General features: G+C 70.6%; 22 protein-coding genes. 12 read left to right on the forward strand and 10 right to left on the reverse strand.

All coding sequences use genetic code 11. The features are described 5' to 3' along the window. Window positions 1-41: 41 nt before the first annotated feature. Genes BJ998_RS06135 through BJ998_RS06145 form a run of 3 tightly spaced genes read left to right on the forward strand, consistent with a single transcriptional unit; the run spans window position 42 to window position 2,999 of the window. Window positions 42-809, forward strand: a complete 768-nt coding sequence (locus BJ998_RS06135; RefSeq protein WP_184859279.1) for an alpha/beta fold hydrolase — start codon at window positions 42-44, stop codon at window positions 807-809. Between the two features lie 8 nt (window positions 810-817). Beyond that, on the forward strand, window positions 818-1,717 hold the full coding sequence (locus BJ998_RS06140; protein WP_184859280.1) for a catalase family peroxidase: 900 nt from the start codon (window positions 818-820) through the stop codon (window positions 1,715-1,717). A gap of 46 nt (window positions 1,718-1,763) precedes the next feature. Then, window positions 1,764-2,999 carry a TetR/AcrR family transcriptional regulator gene (locus BJ998_RS06145; protein WP_184859281.1) on the forward strand — a complete coding sequence of 412 codons (1,236 nt, stop codon included), beginning with the start codon at window positions 1,764-1,766 and terminating at the stop codon, window positions 2,997-2,999. A 202-nt stretch (window positions 3,000-3,201) separates the two neighbouring features. Here the strand turns inward: BJ998_RS06145 and BJ998_RS06150 are convergent, their stop codons facing one another. After that, window positions 3,202-4,560, reverse strand: coding sequence for a phenylacetate--CoA ligase family protein (locus BJ998_RS06150; RefSeq protein ID WP_312889953.1), 1,359 nt, complete (start codon window positions 4,558-4,560; stop codon window positions 3,202-3,204). 44 nt (window positions 4,561-4,604) lie between these two features. Between BJ998_RS06150 and BJ998_RS06155 the strand changes: the two genes are divergently transcribed. After that, window positions 4,605-4,982 carry a hypothetical protein gene (locus BJ998_RS06155; RefSeq protein ID WP_312889954.1) on the forward strand — a complete coding sequence of 126 codons (378 nt, stop codon included), beginning with the start codon at window positions 4,605-4,607 and terminating at the stop codon, window positions 4,980-4,982. A gap of 7 nt (window positions 4,983-4,989) precedes the next feature. Here the strand turns inward: BJ998_RS06155 and kstD are convergent, their stop codons facing one another. From kstD to BJ998_RS06180, 5 genes are all read right to left on the reverse strand, one after another. Then, window positions 4,990-6,741: a 3-oxosteroid 1-dehydrogenase gene (kstD, locus tag BJ998_RS06160; RefSeq protein ID WP_221337890.1), complete on the reverse strand. Its 1,752-nt coding sequence runs from the start codon at window positions 6,739-6,741 to the stop codon at window positions 4,990-4,992. 147 nt (window positions 6,742-6,888) lie between these two features. Further along, on the reverse strand, window positions 6,889-7,461 hold the full coding sequence (locus BJ998_RS06165) for a DUF5655 domain-containing protein (protein WP_184859287.1): 573 nt from the start codon (window positions 7,459-7,461) through the stop codon (window positions 6,889-6,891). Window positions 7,462-7,503: 42 nt separating this feature from the next. Continuing rightward, a complete protein-coding gene (locus tag BJ998_RS06170; protein ID WP_184859289.1) occupies window positions 7,504-8,544 on the reverse strand; it encodes an LLM class flavin-dependent oxidoreductase in 1,041 nt (346 codons plus the stop codon). Continuing rightward, window positions 8,544-9,053 carry an SRPBCC family protein gene (locus tag BJ998_RS06175; RefSeq protein ID WP_184859291.1) on the reverse strand — a complete coding sequence of 170 codons (510 nt, stop codon included), beginning with the start codon at window positions 9,051-9,053 and terminating at the stop codon, window positions 8,544-8,546. Before BJ998_RS06175 ends, BJ998_RS06170 begins: the two co-directional genes overlap by 1 nt. Before the next feature lie 68 nt (window positions 9,054-9,121). After that, window positions 9,122-9,652, reverse strand: a complete 531-nt coding sequence (locus BJ998_RS06180) for a winged helix-turn-helix transcriptional regulator (RefSeq protein WP_184859293.1) — start codon at window positions 9,650-9,652, stop codon at window positions 9,122-9,124. 227 nt (window positions 9,653-9,879) lie between these two features. Here BJ998_RS06180 and BJ998_RS06185 point away from each other — a divergent pair, with 227 nt between their 5' ends. Genes BJ998_RS06185 through BJ998_RS06205 form a run of 5 tightly spaced genes read left to right on the forward strand, consistent with a single transcriptional unit; the run spans window position 9,880 to window position 13,962 of the window. After that, entirely contained in the window at window positions 9,880-11,004 is a 1,125-nt protein-coding gene (locus BJ998_RS06185; RefSeq protein ID WP_184859295.1) for a glycosyltransferase, read from the forward strand. After that, a complete protein-coding gene (locus BJ998_RS06190) occupies window positions 11,001-11,606 on the forward strand; it encodes a TetR/AcrR family transcriptional regulator (RefSeq protein ID WP_184859297.1) in 606 nt (201 codons plus the stop codon). The genes BJ998_RS06185 and BJ998_RS06190 overlap by 4 nt, the downstream gene beginning before the upstream one ends. A 5-nt stretch (window positions 11,607-11,611) precedes the next feature. After that, window positions 11,612-12,262, forward strand: coding sequence for a helix-turn-helix transcriptional regulator (locus BJ998_RS49050; protein ID WP_184859299.1), 651 nt, complete (start codon window positions 11,612-11,614; stop codon window positions 12,260-12,262). 19 nt (window positions 12,263-12,281) lie between these two features. Then, complete coding sequence (locus tag BJ998_RS06200; protein WP_184859301.1) at window positions 12,282-13,331, forward strand: cytochrome P450; 1,050 nt, start codon at window positions 12,282-12,284, stop codon at window positions 13,329-13,331. Window positions 13,332-13,341: 10 nt separating this feature from the next. Then, on the forward strand, window positions 13,342-13,962 hold the full coding sequence (locus tag BJ998_RS06205) for an L-threonylcarbamoyladenylate synthase (RefSeq protein ID WP_184859303.1): 621 nt from the start codon (window positions 13,342-13,344) through the stop codon (window positions 13,960-13,962). A gap of 61 nt (window positions 13,963-14,023) precedes the next feature. On the opposite strand, the gene BJ998_RS06210 is transcribed toward BJ998_RS06205, so the two are convergent. Then, on the reverse strand, window positions 14,024-14,899 hold the full coding sequence (locus BJ998_RS06210) for a LysR family transcriptional regulator (protein ID WP_184859305.1): 876 nt from the start codon (window positions 14,897-14,899) through the stop codon (window positions 14,024-14,026). An 82-nt stretch (window positions 14,900-14,981) separates the two neighbouring features. Between BJ998_RS06210 and BJ998_RS46480 the strand changes: the two genes are divergently transcribed. After that, on the forward strand, window positions 14,982-16,007 hold the full coding sequence (locus tag BJ998_RS46480) for a pyridoxal-phosphate dependent enzyme (RefSeq protein WP_221337891.1): 1,026 nt from the start codon (window positions 14,982-14,984) through the stop codon (window positions 16,005-16,007). Then, window positions 16,004-17,104, forward strand: a complete 1,101-nt coding sequence (locus tag BJ998_RS46485; protein ID WP_221337892.1) for a M20/M25/M40 family metallo-hydrolase — start codon at window positions 16,004-16,006, stop codon at window positions 17,102-17,104. The genes BJ998_RS46480 and BJ998_RS46485 overlap by 4 nt, the downstream gene beginning before the upstream one ends. Here the strand turns inward: BJ998_RS46485 and BJ998_RS06220 are convergent. Continuing rightward, complete coding sequence (locus BJ998_RS06220) at window positions 17,073-17,651, reverse strand: ester cyclase (RefSeq protein ID WP_184859307.1); 579 nt, start codon at window positions 17,649-17,651, stop codon at window positions 17,073-17,075. The two genes, BJ998_RS46485 and BJ998_RS06220, sit on opposite strands and share 32 nt — an antisense overlap. Before the next feature lie 64 nt (window positions 17,652-17,715). On the opposite strand from BJ998_RS06220, the gene BJ998_RS06225 reads away from it, so the two are divergent. Further along, the gene (locus BJ998_RS06225; RefSeq protein ID WP_221337893.1) at window positions 17,716-18,369 is read left to right on the forward strand and encodes a TetR/AcrR family transcriptional regulator; all 654 of its coding nucleotides are present in this window, start codon (window positions 17,716-17,718) and stop codon (window positions 18,367-18,369) included. On the opposite strand, the gene BJ998_RS06230 is transcribed toward BJ998_RS06225, so the two are convergent. Further along, a complete protein-coding gene (locus tag BJ998_RS06230) occupies window positions 18,366-19,493 on the reverse strand; it encodes a sensor histidine kinase (protein ID WP_184859309.1) in 1,128 nt (375 codons plus the stop codon). The genes BJ998_RS06225 and BJ998_RS06230 overlap by 4 nt on opposite strands. Beyond that, entirely contained in the window at window positions 19,486-20,157 is a 672-nt protein-coding gene (locus tag BJ998_RS06235) for a response regulator transcription factor (RefSeq protein ID WP_184859311.1), read from the reverse strand. The genes BJ998_RS06230 and BJ998_RS06235 overlap by 8 nt, the downstream gene beginning before the upstream one ends.

Below are 20,157 nucleotides of genomic sequence, written 5' to 3' on the forward strand. Positions count from 1 at the left end.
CGAGTAGGACGAACTACCATGGCGGGAATCGGGGGGTCGCCATGGAGTGGGACATTCGGGTGCACGGCCCGCGCGACACAGCGCACTCGGTGTTGCTGCTGTCGGGCGGGCTGAGCACCGCCGAGTTCTACGCCGAAGTCGCGGCGCGGCCGGAACTCGCCGGCCTCAAGCTGGTCGCGGCGACGCTGCCCGGTCACGGCGGCTCGCCGCCACCGGAGGATCCCGGCATCGAGGCGTGCGCCCACGACGCCGCGAAGCTGGCCGCCGAGCACGGTTGCGACGTGGTCGTCGGCTACAGCATGGGCGCGAACGTGGCATTGGAGATGGCGGCCGCCGAGGGTTTCACCGGCCCGATCATCCTGCTGGGGCCCAGTTTCTCGGTGCCGGACGAGATGCTGACGTTGCGCGTCCTCGACCGCCTCTCGATCGTGTTCGGGCAGCTGCCGTACGCCTTCATGCTGGAATTCACCGATGTGGCGCTCAGTGCCGCACAACTGCCGCCGGAACGGCGAAACGTGCTCGGAAACGAGGTGCGGAAGAACAATCCGCGGCACATTCGGCGGCTGATCAGGGCGTATCTGGACTACCTTCGACAGCACGGGTCCGTCGCCCCGCGGCTGTGTGAGACGACCGTGCCGGCCTGGGTCGTGCACGCCGAACGCGGCGACGGCGGGCTCACCGCGGCCGAGCGCCGCACCCTGACCGCCTGTCCCACCACCACGGTCGTGACCGTGCCGGGCACGAGTTGGTTCCTGCCCAACGAGAAGCCCGAGCTGGTCGCCGACCTGATCCTCGGAGCGCTACCTTGACCGACCCCGTGACCGTTGTCGACGCGATGGAGCGGATGTCCGGACTGCACCCCGGTTTCCGCCGGACCCACGCCCTGGGCCGCTGCTACGACGCCGTGTTCACCCCGTCCGGCGCGGCCGCCGCGTACACCACGGCGGCGCACCTGCGGTCCGAGCCGACGCCGGCAATCGTTCGCTACTCCAACACCGCCGGCGATCCGGCCGAGCCGGACGGCGGCACGCCGGTGGTACGGGGAATGGCCGTCAAGTTCCTCTCCCCCGAGACGGACCTGGTGTCGCTCAACGTGCCGGTGTTCATGGCGTCCACGCCGGCGAAGTTCCTGGACATGACCAGGGCGCTGACCGACCAGCCGAAGGGCAGCCGGCAACGCGCCGACGCGGTGATCGCGTTCATCACCGCGAACCCCGAGTCCGCGCACGCCTTCCAGGAGGCGGCGACCATTCCCGTGCCGGAAAGCTACGCCACCATCCGGTTCTGGGCCCAGCACGCGTTCGTCTGGGTGGGGCCGGACGGCACCTGCCGATTCGTCCGGTACCGCTGGGAACCCGACGCCGGGTTGCGCCACCTGAGGGCGGAGGACACCGCCGACTGGGTGCCGGGTCACCTGCTCGACGAGTTGACCGATCGTCTCGGCCGAGCGCCGGTCTCGTTCACCCTGAAGGTGCAGTTCGCCGGCCCGGAGGACCCGACCGCCGATCCCACGCAGCCCTGGCCGGACGACCGGCCGGAGATCGACGCCGGCCGGCTGGAGATCGTGAAACCGGTGGCGGACCAGGAGTTCTGGGACCGCACGGTGTTCGATCCGACCCGGCTGACCGACGGCATCGAGCTGTCCGACGATCCCGTGCTGGCCTACCGGAAGCAGGCGTACGCGGAGGGACACCGCCGCCGCGCGGCCGGCCGGTAGCCGTCTTGTCCACTGTGGAGTGAAGCACCTGCGGTACGCTGGCCGTATGCGCGAGACCCGCATCCTGGACGCGGCGGCCGAGGTGTTCGCGACGCAGGGCCTGTCGGCCACCCTCGCCGACGTCGCCAAGCAGGCCGACGTCGGCGTGGCGACGGTGTACCGGTGGTTCGCGAGCAAGGACGACCTGGTGCACGGGGTGTACGCGGCGCGGCTGGCCGAGGCCGAGGAGCTGGCGCGGGTCGCCGCCGCGGCCGCCGACCCATGGACCGGGGTGGCCGCGTTCCTGGAGCGCATGGCGGTGGACATCGCCGCCGACAAGGGCTGGCACGAGCTGCTCACCGGCGCGTACACCGAGATCCTCGGCTGCGCCCGCACCGGCCTGGTCGATCTGGTCGAGGCCGCCCAGCACCGCATCGGCGAGCACGTGGCGGTGCTGGTGCGGCGGGCCAAGGAGGCCGGGCAGCTGCGGGCCGACTTCGAGCCGTCGGACCTGATGCCGCTGGCGCTGTCCGTGCAGGCGGCGGGTGACCTGCACCAGCGGGCTGTCGGTTTCCTGTTGGACGGACTGCGGGTGGCGCGGGACCGGCCCAGCGCCCTGCCGACGCCGGCGCTGGCCGACCGGGATTCGGTTGCCTTGACCCGGATGCGCCGGGCCGCCGCGCGACCGCCGTTGCGGGGCAGGGAATCCCCGTCGCAGCTGGACGTGATCGTGCGGACGGCGATGGAGCTGCTGGACGAGTCCGGTTTCGACGCCGTGACGCTGCGGGCGGTGGCGTCCCGGATCGGGGTGCGGCTGAACACCGTGTCCTGGCACGTGAAGACCAAGGCGCGGCTGCACGACCTGATGGCCGACGCGGTCCTGGCCGAGATCGACCTGAACGGGCTACCCGAGGACTGGCGAGAGCGGGTGAGCGCCCTCGCGCACCGCTACCGCCGAGCGCTGCTGTCGCACCGGGACGGCGGGCGGCTGGTGGCCAGCACGTTCGGCGCGGAGCCGGCCACCCTCGCCGCCGCCGACACGCTCGTCGCCGCGCTGTTGGACGGCGGACTGCCCGCCTCGGCGGCGGCCTGGACGTGTTGGACGATCATCTACTTCACGTTGGGTCTGGTGCAGGAGGAGCAGGGCACCCCGGGCGCGCTGGCCGATCAGGTGACCGGCACCGGCCGGTTCCCGTCGCTGGCGCTGGTGCTGCCCCATCTGGCCGACGACGAGTACGAGACCCGGTTCCGCTTCGGGCTGGACCTCATTCTCGCGTCGGCGGCCCAGCCGTCGCACGCCTGAGGAAGTCCACGCCGAGGCCGACGACTTCCTCGCTGGTCCACGGCAGCGCGCGGCCGGGTCACCGAGCCGGGCGGCGAGATGATGCCGTCGGCGCTGCCGTGCCAGATCTGGAGCGCCGGGGCGCTGGCGGTGATGTGGTTGAGCGGGCTGGCGTCGGGCCCGGCGTCCAGCAGGGTCCGGGTGCTGGTGCCACCGGGTGTGGTCAGCGTCCCACTCGGGTGTAGCGGTGCTTCACTCCCACCGGGAAGTACTCCGGGTCGCCGGCCGGCCGCAGCTCCACCTCGGGCAACTGCCGCTCGGCCGGCACGTAGTGGGCGAACTCGCTGTTCAGCCGGAGCAGCTGGTCCCGGATCGAGGCCGCCACCGCCGCCGCGTCACCGGTCTTGTCCGGCGCCAGCTCGACCGTGACCCGCAGCCGGCGGTCCCGGTTGTCGTCCTCGACGGCCTCCAGCACGAACTTGCCCGTCACGAAGTCGCTGATGCCCGGCTGCTCCAGCCCGACGGTCACGTTCTCCGGATACACATTGGCGCCGAAGAACGACACGGTGAACAGGGACCGCCCGAACACGAAGACGAACGGCAGCTCGTCCCCGGCCGGCGGTTCGAAACCGTTGCTCCGGCAGAACTCCAGCATCTCGGCGTGGCCGATCACGCCGCCCTCGTCGGCGATGTGGTAGCGGATCAGCGGAATCCCGTTGTCCCCGCTGAAAAGCAGCGTCCCCTCGTGCGTCTCGAAGTACCGGCTGGCCGGGTCGTACTGGACGAGCGTCGGCAGCCGGGAGTCGCCGAACAGCTCGCGGGCCAGGTCGGGGCGGCCGGTGAGGAACCGCCTGACGCTCACGGAAAGCGCCGTCTCGTTGCCCAGCACACCGGCGTCGGCCGTGCCGTAGAGCGAGGCCACGTGCCGCACCGGGTCCTCGATGCTCGCCCGCTGCGACACCAGGTCCCGCCACTCCTCGCTGAACACCTCCCCCGCCAGCACCAACTTGACGTCGTACCGATCCCAGTGCTCGCCGGAGTCGATCACGTCCTTGACGAACGGCGGGTAGCCCAGCAGCACCGTCTGGTCGAAGTGCTGGGCCAACTCCGGGATCACGCGGAGGATCTCCGCCTTGTTGTTGCCCGGGGCCACCGACGTGATGCGGTAGCCCTTCGCCGCCAGGTGGCGCACGCACGCCAGCGTGAACAGGCCGCCGACCCACGTGCCCAGCGGGAAGCAGACCACCGCCAGTGTCGACTTCTCCGCGGCGTCGAAGCCGTCCCGGAAGATCTGTTCGAACCGCTGCGTGATGTGCCGTTCGTCCTCCACCGACCTCGGCCAGATGGTCGGCTCGCCGCTCGACCCCGAGGACACCGCGATCATGTCGCACCCGTCGAGCCGGCCGCCCCGGCACAGCTCCGGCAGCGGATACCGCCGATGGTAGGAGTTCTTGTCCAGCATCGGCAGCTCCGCGAAGCCGGTCACCCGCGCCGGATCGATGTCGCGATCCGCCAAGAACTTGCCGTACGCCGGCACCGTCGCCGCCACGTCCCGGAACAGCTCCATCGGCTCGTTGTTCACTCTGCCGACCCTACCGGCCGGAACTACCATGAGCTGTGGCCGGCGTGGCGGTTGCCAACCTGCTGCTGTACCTCGTGTTGACGATGGTGCCGGCGGCCGTCTGCTGGCTGGTCCTGCAGGGCCCTCGGGCCCTCTCGTGGCTCCGCCGGCGGCGCTCGCCTCCCACTCCCAGCGGCCCCTCCATCCAGGTCCTCGCCCAGCGCCTCCGCCGTGTGCACCGGACCCTCCTCGACTTCGAGCCCGGCACCCCGGCGCTGCGGCGCTTCGCCGCCCGCCAGGCCTACGACGACCTCCTCCGCCAGGCCTGCCGTGCCCTCGATGTGGAGCACCGGCTGGACGAGGTGCCGGAGGGCATCGACAAGGAGATCGAGCGGTTGCGGGTGGAGGAGGCGCTGCGGCGGGCCGGCCTGCGGATCCCCTAGTGAGGGTTCAAGTCGTCGAGGCGATGTCGTTGGCGGCCACGTACCCGAAGGTCATCGCGGGGCCGATGGTGGAGCCGGCGCCGGCGTAGCTGTGGCCCATGACGGCCGCGCTGGCGTTGCCGGCGGCCCAGAGGCCCAAGATGGCCGAACCGTCCTCGCGCAGGACCCGGGCGCGCTCGTCGGTGACGAGGCCGCCCTTGGTGCCGAGGTCGCCGGGGACGATCTTGAAGGCGTAGAAGGGGGCCTCCCACAGCGGGGCGAGGCAGGAGTTGGGCAGCACGGCCGGATCGGTGTAGTAGTGGTCGTACGCGCTCCGGCCCCGTCGGAAGTCGGCGTCGACGCCGCTGAAGGCGAAGCCGTTGAAGCGGTTGACGGTGGTGCGGAGCGTCGCGGACGGAACGCCGATCTTGGTGGCGAGGTCCTCGATGGTCCACGCCTGGACAACCGCGCCGGACTGGTACCAGGCGTCGGGGAAGGGCAGCGCGGGCAGCACATCCCGGAACAGGTACCGGTTGCGGTAGTTCTGGTCGGTGATCATCCACGCGGGGATGTCCGGCGCGGTCGGGTTCTTGTCGTACATGACGTGCACGACGTCGCTGTAGGGCGCGGCCTCGTTGACGAAGCGCGAACCGGCCTGGTTGACGATGAGGCTGCCGGGCAGAGTCCGCTCGGCCAGGCAGAAGTAGGGCTCGTCGGGCAGCGGAATCGCCGGCCCCCACCAGGAATCCTCCATCAGGTTCAGCGCGGCGCCGAGCCGGATGCCGGCCTGGATGCCGTCGCCGGTGTTCTCCTTGGCCCCGACCGTCCAATATGTAGTGATGGGCTGCCGTTGGTACTGGACGCGCATGTCGGCGTTGTGCTCGAACCCGCCGGAACCGATCATCACGCCGCGCCGGGCCCGCACCAGGCCGGGAACTCCGTTGCTGGTCACGACAACGCCGGTGACCCGGTCGCCCTCGACGTGAAGATCGGTGAGCGGAGTGTTCAGCCACACGGGCACGTTCGCGCCCATCAGACCCGCCCGCAGGCCGGCGGCGAGGGCTTGTCCCATGGTCAACGGTTTCTGCCCGGCGGCCGCGGCGGCTGTGCCACGGGCAAGGCAGCCGGCGGACACGGCGACGCCCTTTGCGTTGACAGCGGCCAGGTTCAGCCACTTGTACTCGGAGCTGAACACCACAAGACCGGCCGGCACGGGAAGGTAGGCGGGATTCAGGTGGGCCAACTCCGCGCCGAGCAGGTTGCCGTCGAACATGTCCGGCTCGATGGACCGCCCGTTCGGCATGCCGCCGGGCAGCTCCGGGTAGTAGTCGCTGTAGCCGTCCATGAACCGGAAGCGCAGCGGACTGTTGTTGAGAACAAACGAAATCATCGCCGGCCCGTTGTCCAGGTACGCCTTCTGCCGGGCCGGCGACGAGCCGTCACCGACAACGGCGGCCAGGTACTGCGCGGCCTTGGCGTAGGTGTCGGGCACGCCGGCGGCGAGGATGACCGGGTTGTTGGGAATCCAGATCCCGGCGCCGGACCGCGCGGCGGAACCGCCGAACGTCGGCGCCTTCTCCACCACCACGCAGCTCAACCCGCGCTTGGCCGCGGTCAGCGCGGCGGTCATGCCGGACGCCCCGGAGCCGACGACGACAACGTCGTACTCGCCGAGCACGGGCAGACTGCTTGCGCCGGCGGGGAAACGGCTCAGCAGGGTGGTGGCGACGGCGAGACCCGAGCCGCGCAGGACCTGGCGGCGCGAGAAGATGTCGGACATGGCGGGGGCCTCCATCGACGGTGATGACACGGCCGGGCCCAGCCATGATCCCCAATTTCCCGGTCCCGTCGACCAACGCCACACGCTTGGAGCATCCCCGGTGGAGGCCACGCCGCCGAACGACGCAAATCCCGAGTGCCGTTCGGCTCAGCTGTTCGCCTCATACGCGCGCCGCAGCCACGACAACGCCTCCCCGTCGAGATTGTCCATGGCGGACAACGGGATCCGGAGATTGATGTTGTCGTTGCCAATGCTCCTGGCGTCCACCAGGCGACCCTGCGGCGCGACTCCCGGCAGCCGCAGCCCGAGATCGACGCGGCTGCGGGTGGTGGCCTTGACGATGGCGAAGGTGCGGCGCGGCGACACCAGTGACACGTACGTCTTGCGCGCCTGAATGGTCACGCCGTCGAGTCCGCTGGCCGCCGCGACGACTGCGTCGAAGATCGGCCGCAGCTCCGGGCGGTCCGCGTACTGGCCGTCGACCAGCTCATCCGCGGTGGCGAGCAGGAAATCGGGGTAACCGAACGCCTCGTACACGAGCAGCATCTGCGGATAGCCGCCGACGCCGCGCTCGCTCAGCCAGGCCCGCAGCGCCGGCTCGTCCGCGAGACCCGCGGCCGCGATGCGCTCGTTCCACTCCGCCACGCCGGCGCCGGTCTGCCGCTCCAGCTGGGCGTGGATCCGCGTCCGCATCGACTCCCACGTGCTCATCCCGGACATGCGGGCATGCTACGTCCGCGGGCCGGACGCCGCCGGGATCGTTCACCCAATTTCGTGCACGATATCCAATGCACGACCCAGGTTCGCCAGCTTGGCGTCCAAGGTCTCCCCCGCCGGATACATCCGCACCAGGTCGACGCCGGCGTCCTTCCACACCCGCAGCCGGTCCCGGATCATCGGCTCGGTGCCGATCAGCGTCGTCGCCAGCACCATGTCGTCGGTGACGAGCGCGGCGGCGCCGTCGCGATCGCCGGCCTGCCAGCGCTCCCGCACCTCGGCCGCGACCTCGGCCCAGCCCTGCCGGCTGTAGGCGTCGTTGTAGAAGTTGACGCTGGCCGAACCCATGCCGCCGAGGCTGAACGCCAGCTCCTTCTTACGCCCGGCGACCATCGCGCGCAGCGCGTCCTCGTCCGGCGCGAACGACACCTCGGCGCCCTGGCACACGTCGAGATCACGACGCGTGCGGCCGGAGCGGGCCAGCCCGGCGTCCAGGTGCGTGAAGTACGCGGCCGATCCCTCCGGCACGAAGCTGGTGCCGAGCCAGCCGTCGGCGATCTCGCCGGTCAGCTCCAGCATCTTCGGCGACAGCGTGGCCAGGTAGATCGGGATGTCCGGGTTCGGCGCCATCGACAGCCGCATCGGCCGGATGCCCTCGCCCGGCAACGGAATCGTGAAGTGCCTGCCGGCAAAGGAGATCTTCTCGCCGGCGAAGGCCGCGCGGATGATCTGGACGGTCTCGCGCATCCGGCTCAGCGGCCGTTCGAACGGCACGCCGTGCAGGCCTTCGATCACCTGCGGCCCAGAAGCACCCAACCCCAGGGCGAACCGCCCGTCGGACAGCTGCGCCAGCGTGAGCGCCGCCTGCGCGATGGCGACCGGGCTGCGCGTGCCGAGCTGGACAATGCCTGAGCCGAGCCGGATCCGATCGGTTCGGGCCGCGAGAAAGCCCAGCACGGACGGCGCGTCCGAGCCCCACGCCTCGGCCACCCAGCAGGTGTCCATGCCGAGTTTTTCGGCCTCCAGCACGAAATCCAGCGTCGTTGACCAGTCGGCGGAGGCCTCGATCGTCGTCGCGGTGCGCATCACGCGTTCTCCACCCGCTGCTTGATCTGCGCGAGCGTGCCCGTGATGGCGTTCTCGAACTCCCGCAGCCGAACGAAGACGATCTTCTGCTCCTTCTCCGGCATCCGGTCGATCGCCAGCGACAGGCCGGAGCGCGCCGGCCCCATCTGCATCCACTGGGTCAGCTCGGTGCCCCCGTCGCGCGGCTCCAGCGTGAACCGCCACAACGCGGTCGGGTTCTCCGGATCCTGCACTGCCCAGCCGAACACCCGCGGCGGCTCGAACTCCACGACATGCGAGGTCGTCGCCCACTCCCCCAGCGCCTCGTGCTTGCTGGCGCCGATGAACCGCGCGCCCAGCGCCGGACCGTCCGCACCGTCGCACCAGGTGACGGACTGCAGCTCGTCACTCATCTCGGGCATCAGCGCGACGTCCGAGACCACCTCCCAGACCCGCTCGGGCGGACCGTCGATCCAGGTCCGCACCTGCACCGTCGGCTTGTCGGCATACCTGGCCCCGGTCCACTCCATGCCAGCGATAGTCTCTTAGATAGACTCAGCATGTCAATGACCGTTTTGACGAGCGGAACCGGGTCGGATCACGGAGCGGTGCCGGAGCCCGCGGACGTCTCCTGCGCGGCGAACCGCCGCACGACATCCGGCCGTGTGGCCAGCTTCGGCGGGTAGCCGGGGCCCATCCGGTGCCGCACCTCGGCGGCCGTCAGCGGTTCCTTGCAGTGCGCGCAGACGACCTCGGCGTGCGTGTCGTGGCCGCAGGCGTCGTGGTGCAGCGTGATCGGCGGCCCGGCCTCGTCGGCGAGCCACCGGTCCCCCCACGTCATCATCGCGGCCAGCACCTGCCAGAAGTCCCGGCCCTTCTCGGTCAGCACGTAGTCGTGCCGCACCGGCTCGGTCTGGTACGGCACCTTCTCCAGCAGCCCCTCGTCGACCAGCCGCCGGAGCCGGTCGACGAGGGTGTTGCGGGCGATGCCGAGCGCCTGCTGGAACTCGTCGAAGCGGCGGATGCCGTAGAACGACTCGCGCAGGACCAGCGGCGTCCACCAGTCCCCGAGCAGGTCCATGGTGCGGGCGACCGAGCACGGCCAGTGTGCGAACGAGGTCCGTCTCATGGCCCCATGCTAGTCCGTCCAGCAATGAGACCCAGCAGCTGAGCACGCCACACCAGCCCCCGCGAGTCCCGGTCAGCGTCACACCGAACGTACGAAACCGTTTCACGCATTCGGTGTGACTGTGGGCGGGACTCGCGGGGGTGGTGGGTGGCAGTTCGGGCAGTAGATGCCCGCACAGCTCTCCAACAAGCGGTGGATCTATTCATCAGATGCGTACTCTGACGAATATGCGAGTCCTTCTCTCGAGCATTCCCCAACACGGCCACCTGCTCCCGCTGCTGCCGCTGGCCCGGGCCCTGCGCGCGCAGGGCGACGAGGTCGCCTTCATGAGCGGCGCCGGCGTGGCGCCGGTGCTGAACGCCGAGGACATTCCGCTGTTCGCGGCCGGGCCGATGCCGGACGTGCTCGGCGAGGAGGCGTTCCGCCGCACCGGCGACAACCCGTTCGTCCACCCCACGCCCCAGGCCGGCGCGGCGTTCTTCGTGGACGCCCGAATCGACCTCGGCGGCGACGAGGCGCTGGCCGCCGGCCGCTCGTTCCAACCGGACCTGGTGATCCGCGAGCGGCTCGACTACCTCGGCCCACTGGTGGCGGCCGACCGCGGCGTGCCGCTGGCCACGCTGGCGTTCGGTCCCGAGCCCCCGCCCGCGCTCCTCGACTTCTTCGACGCCCAGGCCCAAGCCGCCCATGCCGCGCGGAATCTCTCGACGCCAACCGATACCTGGTTCCTGGACACCTGCCCGCCGTCGCTCCAGGTGGACGGCTGGCAGCGCCCGGCGGGCTGGCACGCGCTGCGGCCGGAGCCACACCGCGACAACGGCGCCACCGCTCCGCTGCCGACGGGCTCGCCGCGTCCGCGCGTGCTGGTCACCTATGGAACCTGGTTCAACACGCCGGAGAAGATGAGCCCGATGCTGCGGGAACTGTCCAATGCGGACGTCGACATCGTGGCAACGCTGGGCCTGGCCTCGGATCCCTCGCAGTACGACGTCGATCCGAGTCGGGTGACCTTCGTTCCGTTCATGGCGCTGGACACGCTGCTCGACGGCGTCGAGGTCGTGCTCACGCACGGCGGCGCCGGCACCACGCTCGGCTCGATGGCCCGTGGTATCCCGATGGTCGTCACGCCGGCCGGCGCGGACAACTTCCTCAACGGGGCGCAGGTCGCCGCCGCCGGGGCGGGCATTGTGCTGCAGCCGGACGAGGCCACGCCGACGGCGGTCGCGGAGGCGGTGCGTACAGTGCTCGCCGAATTCCGCTACCGCGAGGCCGCCGCCTCGGTCGCCAAGGAGATCGCCGCCATGCCCACGCCCGCCGAGGTCGCCGCCGAACTGCGGTCGGCCGTCAAGTGACGACAGGCCGTCGCTACCACTCCCCGCGCCGCGCGCAGGACGCCGCCGACACCCGTCGGGACATCCTGCGCGCCGCGGCGGAGTTGTTCGCCACCAACGGATACGCCCGCGTCACCGTCGCCGACATCGCCCGCGCGGCCGGCGTCGCGCAGCAGACGGTCTACTCCAGCGCGGGCAGCAAGTCCGACATCCTCAACGAGGTGCTGACCGAGTCGATCGAGAACTCCGGCGGCGACGCGTCCCTGGAGGCGGTGCGGCTCACCGAGGACCTGCCGACGGCGCTGGGCGTTCTGGCGCGCGGCACCCGGCTGGGCAACGAGACGCAGGCGCAGGCTGTCGAGATCATCTTCGCCGCGATGCCGGTGCACGAGAACGCGGCGCAACTGTGGGCGCTGGCCACCGGTGAGTACCGGAGGGTGCTGCGGCAGGTCGCGGAACACCTGCGGGACAAGGGTCATGTCGACGACGTCGACCGCACCGCGGACGTGCTGTGGTTCTACTTCGGCTTCCACGCGTGGCGCTCGCTGGTCAAGGACAGCGGCTGGACCTGGGACGATGCGGAATACTGGCTCGCCCGGCAGGCGGCGGCCGCCCTAGGCTGACCCTCGTGTCGGCGAACGCGTTGGTCGAGGAGTGCTGGATCGATACAGCACCCCTGCCGCTGCCATACCCGGCCGTCGACCTGCTGGTGTTCGCCGACGGCTCGATGTGGCTCGCCGGTCCCGAGGTCACTGTCCGAACCGGACCGCTGCCGCCCGGCGGGCTGGTCGGCATCCGTCTGCGGCCGGGGGCCTGCCTGTCGCTCGGCGTCGCCGCCGACGAGGTTCCGTTGGACGGCATGCCGTTCGGTCAGGTCGAACCGGGTTCGGCTCGGTCCCGAATGTCGTCGGCGATCGACTTTCTGGCGCGGTTTCCGGTGCGTGACAACGACTTCGCCATGCAACGGGCCGTTCGTCTGGTGCGGGACGACCCGGCCGCCCGCGTCGGCGAGCTTGCTGCGGCGGTCGGGCTGTCGGATCGCCAGCTGCGGCGACGGTTCTCGATCGTCGTCGGCTTGCGTCCCAAGGCGTACGGGCGGGTCGTCAGGCTGCACGCCGCCTTGCGTCTGGCCCGGTCCGTCACGCGGCCGTCCTGGGCGGACATCGCGCAGCAGTGCGGCTTCTACGACCAGCCACACCTCATCGCCGAGTTCCGCGCGGCCACGGGTGTCTCACCGGCGGCACTGCATGGCCGTTTTCTCCAATCGTCCTCCGCCTGAGAACCTCAGGCTTGAGCGCATGTTCGTCAGAAGCCACGCCCTCGCCGACGAGGTGCTCACCACGCACGACGTCTTCTCGTCCGACGAGATCCGCTACAGCGCAAGCGAAGTCCCGCACCGCGACAATCCCGTGCTGCACAGCATGTCCGCCATGGACCCGCCTCGGCACCACGAGCTGCGGCGCATGGTGAGCCGCGCCTTCACGCCGCGGACCGTGGACGCCCTGACCCCGGCGATCGAAGCCTGCGCTGATCGTTTGATCGATCGACTGACTCCGGCTTCGGACTTCGTCACCGGGTTCGCCTACCCGCTGCCGATCTCCACGCTGGCGGCGCTCCTCGGCGTGTCCGACGCCCGCCAGGCGGATTTCGTGCGCTGGACCGAAACGATCACCTCGTTCTTCGGGCAACCCGAGGCCCGACCGGCGTTCCTGACCGCCGTCGCGGAGCTTCGCGAGTACCTGCACACCGTCCCGGCCTCCGAGGGCATCGTCGCGGGGCTGCGGGAAAGCGGTCTCACCGCCGACGAGATCGTCAGCCTCGCCGGGTTGCTGCTGATCAACGGCCATGAGACGACCAAGACGCTGCTCGTCAATATGGTGCTGTGCCTGGCCGAAAACCCGGCGGCGCTGGCCGCGGTGCGCGCCGACCCCGATCTCGTATCGTCCACGATCGAGGAGGTGCTGCGCGTCCGGCCGTCCGTCGGCGGGACCGACCGCTTCACCACCCGCGCCGACGCCCTGGGCGGCGAGTCCTTCGCCGCCGGCCAGCGGGTCATCGTCTCCATCGCCGCCGCCAACCGTGATCCCGCCGTCTTCGTCGATCCGAACACCTTTGACGTGCGGCGATCCCCCAACCCGCACCTGTCGTTCGGCCACGGCATCCACTTCTGCCTCGGCGCGCATCTCGCCCGCCGGCAGGCCGTTGTCGCACTTCGGGCCCTGCTCGCCCGGCTTCCCGGCGCCTGGGCGATCGAGGACGTGGTCACGCGGGACAGTCCCGTCGGGACTGACGTGCTCGCGCTGCGGCTGGTGTGGTCCGCTGCGCGCGACTCGCGGGTGCACACCTAGGATCGGTCGCATGGCCAGGTATTTCGACGTGCATCCGGCGAACCCGCAGCGGCGGTCCATCGGCCAGGTGATCGACGTTCTGCGTGCGGACGGGCTCATCGCCTATCCCACCGACTCCTGCTTCGCGCTGGGCTGCCAGCTGGGCAACCGTGACGGCCTGGACCGGATCCGCTCGATCCGCCACCTCGACGACCGGCACCACTTCACCCTGGTCTGCCGCGACTTCGCGCAGCTCGGGCAGCTCGTGATCGTCGACAACGCCGTGTTCCGGGCCATCAAGGCCAGCACCCCCGGCAGCTACACGTTCATCCTGCCCGCCACCAAGGAGGTGCCGCGGCGGCTCATGCACCCCAAGAAGAAGACCGTCGGCGTGCGCATTCCCGACCACGTCGTCACCCAGACCCTGCTGGCCGAGCTCGGCGAGCCCCTGGTGTCCAGCACCCTGCTGCTGCCCGACCAGGAGGAGCCCCTGACCCAGGGCTGGGAGATCAAGGAGCTCCTCGACCACGTCGTGGACGCCGTGATCGACTCCGGCGAATGCGGCACCGAGCCCACCACCGTCATCGACTTCTCCGACGGCACCCCGGAGATCGTCCGCTACGGCGCCGGGGATCCGACCCGCTTCGAGTAGCGCCGATCGCCGAGCCGCCACACCCTGCCGGCCGCTTGGACTGGCCGGGCCCCGGGGCCGGTCATCCGGTCCGCCGCGCGTACACCTCCCGAAGGGCCTCCCGGACCGCCACCACCCCGGGGCGTTGGTGCGCTCCTTCCCGCGCGCAGGTGTAGATGCGGCGGTGGCCGAGTTCGGCGGCCGGTGGTGGTCCGTGCTGCCAGATGAGGTCGGGGAGGATCGCCACGGCGTGGCCGGTCTCGACGAGCCGAATGTGCGTGACGATGTCGGTCGAATCGAAGGCGACGTCCGGTTCGAAGCCGGCCGACCGACACAGGGCCCGGGCCCAGCGGCCGCTCTCGGTGTCGGCGGGTTCGAGGATCCAGCGCTGGTCGGCCAGTTGAGCGAGGGTGCGGCGGGACAAGGCGGGCGGTACGGCCAGGCGCATGGCGTCGGGGCCGAGTTCGACGCGGTCGAGGCCGGGCAGCCGAGGCAGCGGGTAGCCGGGGTACTCCTCGGCCAGGACCAGGTCGCAGCTGCCGGCGGTGAGCAGCGACAGCGACCGGTCGGGTTCCAGTTGGACGGCGTCGAGGCGTAGATCCGGTGCGTCCCGTGCGAGCAGATCCAGCAGTGGTGGCATCAGGGAAAGCATCGCGGTCTGGAAAGCGGCGAGGCGGACGACGCCGGTGGGGGCGGTCAGCGACGCCTCGATCTCGGCCTCGGCCTGCTCGAGTTGGTTGAAGACGGCCTCGGCGTGCCGGACGAGGATCAAGGCCTGCGGAGTCAGCCGCACACCGCGGCCGACGCGTTCGAGCAGCGGGGCGCCGGCCTCCTTCTCCAGCAGCGAAAGCTGCTGTGAAATGGCGGAGCTGCTGTACCCGAGCGCGGCGGCGACGGCGGCGAGCGTGCCACGGGTGTGCAACTCCTTGAGCAGGCGCAGCCGGTGCAGGTCGAGCATCCGCCAATGCTAAGAGAAGTTGAACGGTATACGCCACGAACGCGCGCTTTTCCTTCACGGTCGCGGGCCGCAGACTGGGATCATGACCGTCTACCGACGCCCGGAGGCCCGGCACTGGCGTTGCCCTCCGGCGCCGACGCGCCCCTGGGACTTCCACCGCGGCCTCCCCGGCTACACGCCGACGCCACTGATCGACATGCCCAAACTCGCCGCCGAACTCGGCGTCGCCCGGGTGCTGGTGAAGGACGAGTCGGCGCGACTCGGGCTGCCGGCGTTCAAGGTGCTCGGCGCGTCGTGGGGCATCCGCCAGGCACTGGTGGACTTCGACCCGGACGGCCCGGACACCCTCGACGGCCTGCGCGCCCACGTCGCCGGCCGCGGGATCCGGCTGGTCACGGCCACCGACGGCAATCACGGCCGCGCCGTCGCCCATTTCGCCCGGCTGCTCGGGATTTCCGCCAAGGTGTTCGTGCCGGCCGCGGTCGGACAGCCCGCGGTCGACGCGATCGCAGCAGAAGGCGCGGAAGTCGTGCGCGTCGACGGTTCCTACGACGAAGCGTGCCGCGCGGCCGCCGCGGCCGACGGAATCCTGGTTCAGGACACGGCTTGGGACGGTTACGAGGACATCCCCGCCGCCATCGTCGACGGTTATTCGACGCTGTTCCGGGAGATCACGGTGATCCCGTCGCTCGTCGTGGTGCCGATGGGCGTCGGGTCCTTCGCCCAGGCGGCGGTTCGGCACTACCGCAGCACTCCGGGCGTTGTCTCGCTACTCGGTGTCGAGCCGGCGAAAGCTTCCTGCGTTCTGTCCAGTTTGGACGCCGGAAGGCTCGTCAGCATCGACACCGCGAGCACCGTGATGGCCGGGTTGAACTGTGGGACTCCGTCCAGCACGGCCTTCCCCGACCTGCTGGCCGGTCTCGATTCCGCCGTCGCCGTACGGGACGAGGACACCGAGCAGGCGGTCACCGATCTTCAGGCTCTCGGCGTGAACTCCGGCCCCTGCGGCGCCGCGACCCTGGCCGGTGTCCGCGCCGCCCGGCCCGTCCTGGACATCCCGTCCGACGGCTCCATTGTCCTCATCAGCACGGAAGGACGTCACGCGTGACCGTCGACGAGTTGCTGAAGCAGTTGGTGGACATCGACTCCGTCAACCCATCCCTGGTGCCGGGCGCGGCCGGCGAACGCGAGATCGCCGACTTCGTCGCCTCGTGGGCTTCGCAGGCGGGGCTGGCCGTCGAGGTGTTGGAGGGAACTCCCGGCCGCCCCAGCGTGATCGTCCGGACCACGCGCGGCGGCCCCGGCCGGCGGCTCATGCTCTGCGGGCACCTGGACACCGTCGGCTTCGGCGACTCCACCGAGTCCTCCGTGGACGGGGACCGCCTCTACGGGCGGGGCGCGTACGACATGAAGGCCGGCCTCGCCGCCGCCCTGATCGCCTGCCGGGACGCCAACGTGGACTCGCTGGCCGGCGAGGTGGTCGTCGCCTGCGTCGCCGACGAGGAGTACGCCAGCCTCGGCGTGCAGGAGGTGCTGTCCGTGCTCAGCGCCGACGCCGCCATCGTGTGCGAACCCACCGAGTCCACCATTGCCGTGGCGCACAAGGGTTTCGTCTGGACGGAGATCGAGGTCGTCGGCAAGGCCGCGCACGGTTCCCGACCCCACCTCGGCGTTGACGCCATCATGCGCACCGGCCCCGTCCTCGTCGCCCTCGACCGGCTCAACCAGGCCCTCCGCGGCCGCCAGCATCCGCGGCTCGGCCCCGGCACCCTGCACGCCTCGCTGATCACCGGCGGGCGGGAGGAATCCACCGTGCCCGACCGCTGCGTGCTCACCGTCGAACGGCGGACGTTGCCCGGCGAGTCCGTCGCCGACATCGAACGGGACGTCGCCGAACTGCTGGCCTCCTGCCGGGCCGAGGATCCGTCCCTGGCCGCCCAGTCGCGGACCACCATGTCACGGGAGCCCTTCGAGACCGCCGACGACAGCCCCATTGTCTCGGTGCTCGCGGAGGTCAGCGGCGCCGAGATCACCGGCGTCAGTTACTGGGCCGACTCCGCGTTCATCTCCGCCGCCGGCATCCCGACCGTCCTGTTCGGACCCTCCGGTGACGGCGCCCACGCCGCCGTCGAATGGGTCAGCATCTCCGACACGATCCGGTGCGCAGACACGCTTACCGCTGCGGCGCTGCGCTTCTGTCGATGAGCCGAGCGGCCTCGTCCGCACGCCGGGCGACGGCGGCGGCCTCGCGGGAGGCGCGGCCGCTCACCCGCCAGCCGACCATGCGCAGGCCGACCGCCGGGTTGGGCGGGAAGACGCCGAGTTGGCCGAGCATGGTGATGTCGTCGCGGACGGCCTCGTGCCGGATCACCTTGCCGTCCCGGATGTCGAGGACGTGGATCTGCTCGAAGTCGATCTCCTGCCCGGTCGGCGGCACGATCTGGTCGAGCTTGCCCTGGTCGTAGCGGACGAACGCCCCGGCGTGCCGGCCCTGCATGCGTAGCCGCACCCACACCTGGTTGTCACCGGAAGCGGTGCCCAGCACGGGAAAACGCAGCCCACTGAAGGCCGAACGCATCCAGGCGCTGGAGGCCAGCACGCCGGCGGGGCCGGGGATGGAGCAGGCGGGCGGGGCGACGGCGGCCTCGCGGTTGTGGAAGTCGTCGCCGATCACCTCGGCGGCCAGCGCGGCATCGCCGGTCTCGAGGATCCGGAAGACGTTCAGTGCCAGGTCGGTAGCGGTTCTGCCCATGGTGTGCACCCCTTTCGAAATTGAGGTTACACTTAACCTAACGAATAGGCCAAAAGTGAACCCATTGGGGGACGAGGTGCCGGACAAGCGCAGCTACGTGTCGCCGCTCCGCGAGCAGTCCGCCGCACGGACGCGTGCGCTGATCCTGGCTCGGGCAACGGAGCTGTTCGCCGACCGTGGCTACGGACGCGTGACGGTCGCGGACATCGCCACAGCGGCCGGCGTCTCGTCGAAGACGGTCTTCGCCAGCGTCGGCAGCAAGTCCGACATCCTCGATCGCATCGTCGACGAGGGCGTGACGGCCTCCGGCTACGAGCAGTCGATGCGGGAAGTACTGGCATTGGACGCACCGAAGGCGGTCTTGCAAGCGCTGGCCCACGGCACGAGGGTGGGCAACGAGGGGCAGTTCACGATCCACGAGGCGATCCGCAAGGCGCTGCCGGCCCACGACAACGCCGAGGCGCTGTGGCAGCGGGCGATGGCCGCCTACCGCGAGGCGCTGCGCACCGCGGCCGAGCACCTGCACACCCTGACGCCCGCGCCGCACGGCCCGGTGGACGAGACGGCCGGGCTGCTCTGGCTCTGGTTCGGCCCGACCAGTTGGCGCACGCTGGTCGTGGAGAACGGCTGGAGCTGGGACCGGGCCGAGCAAACCCTCTGCCGTATCGCGACCGCCGTGCTCTGGTCGGTCATCGACCGGACCGCGGACAGTGGCTAGTAGTCCAGCCGGAGATCGCGACGTTCCTGGGTCCGGGGGCGATGCCGGCCGGGCACGGGGAGTCGAACCGTGACGAGGAGACCACCGGCGGGGCGAGGCGTGAGGTCGAGGGTTCCGTCGTGTGCACGGACGATGCTGTGCACGATGGCCAGCCCGAGCCCGACGCCGGCGTGCTCGTCGGTGCGGATGCGTTCCGTTCCGCGTTGGAAGGGTTCGGTGAGGGTAGGCACCAGTTCCGGCGGGAGCGGGTGGCCCGTGTTCTCGACCCGCAGCACGCTCGCGCCGGGCTGAGATTCGGTGTGGACCGTCACGGTTCCGCCGCTGGGGAGGTTGTGGACGATGGCGTTCTGGACGAGGTTCGTCACCATCCGCAGTAGGAGCGCCGCGGAGCCGACAGTCCGGGTTGTCTCGCCGGTGACGTCGAGGGTGATTTCGCGCTGTTCGGCCAGGGGAAGCAGCGTTTCGGCGGCTTCCTCGGCGACGAGGGAGAGGTCGACGGGCTCGCGGGTGAAGTTCCCGCGGTCGGCGCGGCTGAGCAGCAGGAGGGCTTCGGTGAGCTCGATCGCCCGCGTGTTGACGGTGCGGAGACGGTCGATGAGTTCGTCTCGATCCCCGGTCGGGTCGGCGCGGGCGACGTCCAGAAGAGTCTGCGAGATCGCCAGCGGGGTGCGCAGCTCGTGGGAGGCGTTCGCGGCGAACCGTTGCTGTTCGGCGACATGGGATTCGAGTTGCTCGAGCATGGTGTCGAACACGTCGGCGAGCTCGCGGAACTCGTCCTTGCGGCCCGGTAGCCGGATCCGGTGGGACAGCGATCCGTTCGCGGCCGCCCGTGCCGCGTCGGCGATCCGGGTGAGTGGTGCGAGCATCCGGCCGGCGAGGAGCCACCCGCCCAGCGCGCCGACCACGAGCAGGAAGGCCATGGCCACAGCCGCCGCTCGGCCGAAGATGCGCGACAGCAGGAAACGGTTGGGTGAGATCCCGAGCAGGCCCTGCTCCTTGTCGGGCACGAAGCGCAGGAGGAACACCCACACCACGGCCAGCAGGACGGCGCCGGCCAGCATCACCAGCACGGCGTAGCTGACGGTGAGCTTCAGACGGGCGCTCAGCCCCGGGCGTCTAGTCATGGGCACTCGTGTCGATTCGGTAGCCGACACCGGGCACCGTGGCGATGATCCACGGCTCGCCGAGGCGTTTGCGCAGCGCCGAGACGGTGATGCGGACGGCGTTGGTGAAGGGGTCGGCGTTGGCGTCCCAGGCCCGCTCCAGCAGCTCCTCGGCGCTGACGACACCGCCTTCGGCGGCGACGAGGACGTCCAGCACGGCGAACTGCTTGCGGGTGAGCGCGACGTGGCGGCCGTCGCGGAAGACCTCCCGGCGGAAGGGGTTCACCACCAAGCCGGCGATCTCCCGCACCGGTGGACGGGCGTGTGCGCGCCGCCGGTCGAGCGCCCGCAGCCGCATGACCAGCTCCCGCAGCTCGAACGGCTTGGTCAGGTAGTCGTCGGCGCCGAGCTCGAATCCCGAGGCCTTGTCGTCGAGCCGGTCGGCGGCGGTGAGCATGAGGATCGGGGTGCCGCTGCCGGCGGCCACGATCCGCCGGGCCACGTCGTCGCCGGAGGGACCGGGGATGTCCCGGTCGAGCACCGCGATGTCGTAGGAGTTGACGTCGAGCAGCGCCAGGGCGGTGTCGCCGTCGCCGGCGATGTCGGCGGCGATCGCCTCCAGCCGGAGACCGTCACGGACGGCTTCGGCCAGGTAGGGCTCGTCCTCCACGATCAGCACACGCAC

Source organism: Kutzneria kofuensis, from assembly GCF_014203355.1.
Lineage (GTDB): Bacteria > Actinomycetota > Actinomycetes > Mycobacteriales > Pseudonocardiaceae > Kutzneria > Kutzneria kofuensis.

Excerpts from the sequence above, each read along its gene's own strand:
- BJ998_RS06145 (WP_184859281.1), top strand. The coding sequence starts at position 1,764 with ATGCGCGAGACCCGCATCCTGGACGCGGCGGCCGAGGTGTTCGCGACG.
- BJ998_RS06180 (WP_184859293.1), bottom strand. The coding sequence starts at position 9,652 with ATGAGACGGACCTCGTTCGCACACTGGCCGTGCTCGGTCGCCCGCACC.
- BJ998_RS46480 (WP_221337891.1), top strand. The coding sequence starts at position 14,982 with ATGACCGTCTACCGACGCCCGGAGGCCCGGCACTGGCGTTGCCCTCCG.
- BJ998_RS06210 (WP_184859305.1), bottom strand. The coding sequence starts at position 14,899 with ATGCTCGACCTGCACCGGCTGCGCCTGCTCAAGGAGTTGCACACCCGT.
- BJ998_RS06200 (WP_184859301.1), top strand. The coding sequence starts at position 12,282 with ATGTTCGTCAGAAGCCACGCCCTCGCCGACGAGGTGCTCACCACGCAC.
- BJ998_RS06220 (WP_184859307.1), bottom strand. The coding sequence starts at position 17,651 with ATGGGCAGAACCGCTACCGACCTGGCACTGAACGTCTTCCGGATCCTC.
- BJ998_RS06165 (WP_184859287.1), bottom strand. The coding sequence starts at position 7,461 with ATGTCCGGGATGAGCACGTGGGAGTCGATGCGGACGCGGATCCACGCC.
- BJ998_RS06170 (WP_184859289.1), bottom strand. The coding sequence starts at position 8,544 with ATGCGCACCGCGACGACGATCGAGGCCTCCGCCGACTGGTCAACGACG.
- BJ998_RS06185 (WP_184859295.1), top strand. The coding sequence starts at position 9,880 with ATGCGAGTCCTTCTCTCGAGCATTCCCCAACACGGCCACCTGCTCCCG.
- BJ998_RS06175 (WP_184859291.1), bottom strand. The coding sequence starts at position 9,053 with ATGGAGTGGACCGGGGCCAGGTATGCCGACAAGCCGACGGTGCAGGTG.
- BJ998_RS06230 (WP_184859309.1), bottom strand. The coding sequence starts at position 19,493 with ATGACTAGACGCCCGGGGCTGAGCGCCCGTCTGAAGCTCACCGTCAGC.
- kstD (WP_221337890.1), bottom strand. The coding sequence starts at position 6,741 with ATGTCCGACATCTTCTCGCGCCGCCAGGTCCTGCGCGGCTCGGGTCTC.
- BJ998_RS06135 (WP_184859279.1), top strand. The coding sequence starts at position 42 with ATGGAGTGGGACATTCGGGTGCACGGCCCGCGCGACACAGCGCACTCG.
- BJ998_RS06205 (WP_184859303.1), top strand. The coding sequence starts at position 13,342 with ATGGCCAGGTATTTCGACGTGCATCCGGCGAACCCGCAGCGGCGGTCC.